Genomic DNA, 3453 nt, shown 5'->3' with positions numbered 1-3453 from the left:
CGGGGAAATGGAATCACGGGGGGTGACCCAAAGGTACGGGGTAACAGAAAACAATCACCTGTAACCATCTTTTGAATTTTGATTGAAGGAGGTGAGGGTATGTCGTGGCTGATTAAATGCCAGAAATCCAATTCGATATACAAGAATACAGAGGAAATATTATATCTTTGGATCAATCCAAGAAGTCACTCTTGTGAATAACCTTGCCACTATCCATCAGTATTGAAAACCGAATACCTATAAAAATTCGGAGGCTATAAGGCTGGACCGGCGTGCTTCTCATATAATGATCTGTATAGCAAGAGAGATTAAGTCGATCGGTATAGGCGTAGCGAAAGAGAGTCTGGAAGATATCTCTTATGCAGAACGCAATCGGAAAATCTCTTATTCATGCTGAGATATCAAAAAAATTCACCACACGAAAAATTGCCATCTTTGGTAGATATTTCACAAACAGAGAGGATGTGATCACAGCATATAACTAACGCAAATTTATCACAAAAGAACACACATTGATTTTATCAAAACAACACGTATACGTACTTATAAAAGGATATTTGTGATGCATTCTGTATTTTTTAATTTAATAGAAATATTTCAACCCGTTGTGACATTAGTAGTTTCTGTCGTTATTCCCCTATTTATTAAAAATCTTGCGCAGCCACTGACGAACTTTTTTAAAATTAACCGGTGAAGCCAAGCAATTGGAAATAGAAACAATGTTACGCAATAGCCTCCACCAGTCTGCACAAAATGCATTGCAATTCGCCATGTCACGATTTAAATCTTCTGTTCCCACGCCAGAGATTATAAATCTAGCTCGTGATTATGTTTATGCAAAAAATCCTGATGCTATTGCACAACTCAAGATTAGCGATGATGCAATAACGGATATTATTCATTCTAAGGTTTCGGTGGGAGATTCTTTAAAACAGTAATTTTTTTGAGGAAAATTCATATAAAAAATAGGTTATAATCCCAGATTATATATCTGGGATTATAATATTTTCCTGATTTATTTTCTGAGTAATTCAATTGTTTATTCTTTGTGCATATTTCTTATCTGAGTGAAATAAGGATTTTTCGGTATCATGAATAATGCTGATCAAGAATAGTATTGCAGATTGTGCAAAGAGAGAGCGAGAATGATTTTCTCATTTTTAAATCCAACCCATCAGTTCACGACGTATTATTTTTTCCAAAAGATCGATGCTGGGATCACTGTTATTAAGGCAAGGAATATATGTGAATTCTTGTCCTCCATGATTGATAAAAATCTCTCGTACTTCGTGAGAGATCTCGTAAAGCGTTTCCAAACAATCAGAAGAAAAACCAGGAGCTATGATAGCCAGTCGTTTAATTCCATTGCGTGCCAATTGTTCAACTGTTTTATCGGTATAAGGTTTTAGCCACTCAGTGGGTCCAAAACGCGACTGAAAGCTCATTTGAAAATTATTATCGGATAGTGATAGAGATTCCTTTAGAAGGCGTGCAGTTTTGCGACAATGGCAGCTATAAGGATCTCCATTGAGACAATAGGAAACCGGCATTCCGTGAAATGAGGCTAAAAGTATTTCGGGTTTCCACGGGATAGATGCAAAATGCGTACGCACTGAATTTGCCAGCGTTGCAATATAATCAGGATTGTCGTGATAAGGAGGAACAATTCGCAAGCTTGGTAGCCAACGCATGCGCATCAGCTTTTTAAATACTTTATCTTGTGCAGTTGCTGTAACAGCTGCGGAATATTGCGGATAAAGAGGAAACAAGAGAATGCGATCACAGCCTTTTTCTTTAAGGTTATCAATCGCTTTATCTACTGATGGTTTTCCATATCGCATAGCCCAATCAACAATTATGGAAGGGGAATCCCCTAATCTTTGAGCAAGTCCGGTGGACTGATTGCGTGTATGAGTTCGTAATATGCTTTCATCTTGCTTGGTATTCCAAATTGTAGCATAAGCGTGTTTAATCTTTTGGGGACGGATATTGAGAACAATCCCAAAGAGTATGGGCCACCATTTCCAAGATGGCAATTCAATGACACGCTTATCAAGAAGAAATTCCTTCAAATACCGACGTAAGGAAAAAAAATCATAACCATCTGGTGTTCCAAGATTGAGTATTAAAACTCCAATTTTTCCAAATTTTACATCAGGATGGTTTGGCGGTTCAGAGGGAAAAATATTCATCGACATACTAAACTCACAATATGTAGTTTGAAGTTTTTTCGGATATAACAAAGAAAAACAGAGCTTAACGATCTATCGTTTCCATTGAAAGATATGTATGCTGATTTCTAGGGGATTTTCATACCAAAGTCATCCATGCACTTTCCAAGTTGTCTTTAATTGTTTCTCGAAAAATTATTCCTTTCGATAAACGGATCTATAAGATGATTTTGATAATATCACCTTAAAAGGAAGAATCTGATTCTTAGGACAATAAACGAGTAAAACATCAGTCATATTCGTTGCGAATACTTAACCTATTATAAAACGAATTTGTGATGAGAATCATAATTTCCTCTATATTTCCCTTGAAAAATCAAAAATTATTTTGGTGATGAAAAATTTTTATCAAAGTATGTCGTAAAATTCCTATCCTTTAGGATGGAGTGAGGATGTCAAGCGTTCAAGATAAAACTGTCCTCTATCTTTAGAAACACAGTTTAATTTACTGTGGTTCACAAAATTACATTGAATAATTTCCGACATATTTCTCATTATCGAAGTTAACTTGATCTCTATACCTTTTGAAGAGATAGACTGATAAAAACCTTTTGCTAAAACGGTGTTGGAACGATCCGTTGAGATGGTTTTAAAGGTTCCATTACGATAAAATTCTGATATAATACCGCTACTGTGTTCCCAAGATCCTATGATAGGAAAAGATTCTTTTTGTCCGTTTTTCCAGATCTGGGACATGCTACACGCAGAAAGAAGACAAGCTATGACGATAAAGGTAATATATTTATGAGTTTTTATATTCACGGATATTTCCTGATATGATGGCATCACTATAACGTATAAATTACGATAAAAAGGAAATAGAAAAGTACATCGTAAACCGAACAAAAACGCAATAACCTAGAATCCTATAAAAGAGAGGATAACCTTATTTTCTTATCCTAGCAAGAATTATATGATTCAATCTTGTGAATATCGTTTTTATCAGCATATAAACACTTATTTCCTGCATACGTAAGAAGCCCATTATGTACTTGTTTTCGCAAACACTATCGAAGTTCTGTTCGAGAAAACAAGTACTATTTTTCTTTGAAAACTAATGTGGCTTACTAACAAGTCTTCTAGGTCGTATGATAGTGCATCGGCTCAATATTGTTGTATACTTCTCATAAATATCCTCTCGTTTTGTGCCTTGAAGCTCAATTTTCTTCTTAATATTCAGAAGGGAATTGATAGCTAGAGTTCGATTCAAGCTATATAGCTT

General features: G+C 35.4%; 4 protein-coding genes. 2 read left to right on the top strand and 2 right to left on the bottom strand.

Going from position 1 to position 3453, the window contains the following annotated elements; all coding sequences use genetic code 11:
- Positions 1 to 562: 562 nt before the first annotated feature.
- Both H0G72_RS06360 and H0G72_RS05790 read left to right on the top strand, forming a co-directional pair.
- The gene (locus H0G72_RS06360; protein ID WP_259345173.1) at positions 563 to 694 is read left to right on the top strand and encodes a hypothetical protein; all 132 of its coding nucleotides are present in this window, start codon (positions 563 to 565) and stop codon (positions 692 to 694) included.
- Between the two features lie 25 nt (positions 695 to 719).
- The gene (locus tag H0G72_RS05790; RefSeq protein ID WP_182017823.1) at positions 720 to 938 is read left to right on the top strand and encodes a hypothetical protein; all 219 of its coding nucleotides are present in this window, start codon (positions 720 to 722) and stop codon (positions 936 to 938) included.
- Between the two features lie 222 nt (positions 939 to 1160).
- On the opposite strand, the gene hemH is transcribed toward H0G72_RS05790, so the two are convergent.
- Together hemH and H0G72_RS05780 are read right to left on the bottom strand one after the other, a co-directional pair.
- The gene (hemH, locus tag H0G72_RS05785) at positions 1161 to 2192 is read right to left on the bottom strand and encodes a ferrochelatase (protein ID WP_182017824.1); all 1032 of its coding nucleotides are present in this window, start codon (positions 2190 to 2192) and stop codon (positions 1161 to 1163) included.
- A gap of 408 nt (positions 2193 to 2600) precedes the next feature.
- Positions 2601 to 2993 carry an Omp10 family outer membrane lipoprotein gene (locus H0G72_RS05780; protein ID WP_182017822.1) on the bottom strand — a complete coding sequence of 131 codons (393 nt, stop codon included), beginning with the start codon at positions 2991 to 2993 and terminating at the stop codon, positions 2601 to 2603.
- Positions 2994 to 3453: the final 460 nt, after the last annotated feature.

It is taken from the genome of Candidatus Liberibacter sp. (genome assembly GCF_014048425.1).
Taxonomy (GTDB): Bacteria; Pseudomonadota; Alphaproteobacteria; order Rhizobiales; family Rhizobiaceae; genus Liberibacter.
The sequence above is the reverse complement of the archived record's forward strand: the minus strand, read 5'-3'. Positions and strand labels throughout refer to the sequence as shown.

What these genes read in the sequence shown, in the direction of transcription:
- H0G72_RS05790 (WP_182017823.1), top strand. Translation starts at nt 720, where the DNA reads ATGTTACGCAATAGCCTCCACCAGTCTGCACAAAATGCATTGCAATTC.
- hemH (WP_182017824.1), bottom strand. Translation starts at nt 2,192, where the DNA reads ATGAATATTTTTCCCTCTGAACCGCCAAACCATCCTGATGTAAAATTT.
- H0G72_RS06360 (WP_259345173.1), top strand. Translation starts at nt 563, where the DNA reads ATGCATTCTGTATTTTTTAATTTAATAGAAATATTTCAACCCGTTGTG.